This is a genomic window from Aeromonas sp. 604176, assembly GCF_049170755.1.
Classification (GTDB): Bacteria; Pseudomonadota; Gammaproteobacteria; order Enterobacterales; family Aeromonadaceae; genus Aeromonas; species Aeromonas veronii_A.
Map to the genome: position 1 here is coordinate 1 of NZ_JAAKNE010000301.1, position 741 is coordinate 741.

General features: G+C 47.5%; 1 rRNA gene. It reads right to left on the bottom strand.

Annotated elements, in window-relative coordinates:
* Nucleotides 1–585, bottom strand: a 23S ribosomal RNA gene (locus G5358_RS21490); the annotation flags it as partial.
* Between the last annotated feature and the right edge of the window lie 156 nt (nucleotides 586–741).

Below are 741 nucleotides of genomic sequence, written 5' to 3' on the forward strand. Positions count from 1 at the left end.
AAAATGTAAGTCGCTGACCCATTATACAAAAGGTACGCAGTCACCCCGAAGGGCTCCCACTGCTTGTACGTACACGGTTTCAGGTTCTATTTCACTCCCCTCACAGGGGTTCTTTTCGCCTTTCCCTCACGGTACTGGTTCACTATCGGTCAGTCAGGAGTATTTAGCCTTGGAGGATGGTCCCCCCATATTCAGACAGGATGTCACGTGTCCCGCCCTACTCGATTTCACATCAAGGTTGTTTTCGTGTACGGGGCTATCACCCTGTATCGCCGGCCTTTCCAGGACCGTTCCACTAACTTCCAAGATGCTTAAGGGCTAATCCCCGTTCGCTCGCCGCTACTGAGGGAATCTCGGTTGATTTCTTTTCCTCGGGGTACTTAGATGTTTCAGTTCTCCCGGTTCGCCTCTGTTACCTATGTATTCAGTAACAGATACCCGAGTTATCTCGGGTGGGTTTCCCCATTCGGAAATCTGTGAGTAATAGCGTCTCTTACCGACTTCTCACAGCTTATCGCAGGTTAGTACGTCCTTCATCGCCTCTGACTGCCAAGGCATCCACCATGTACGCTTAGTCACTTAACCATACAACCCCAAGAAGTGTCGTCGAAACAACGCTTGCTTGTTGTTGTACAACAAGGACCAAATAAAATTTGGTTTTCGCCAAGAAGTTTCCAAAGCACTTGTAACAAATGTTTGAGAACTACTTTTTAAATCAGCTTTCCAGATTGTTAAAGAGCA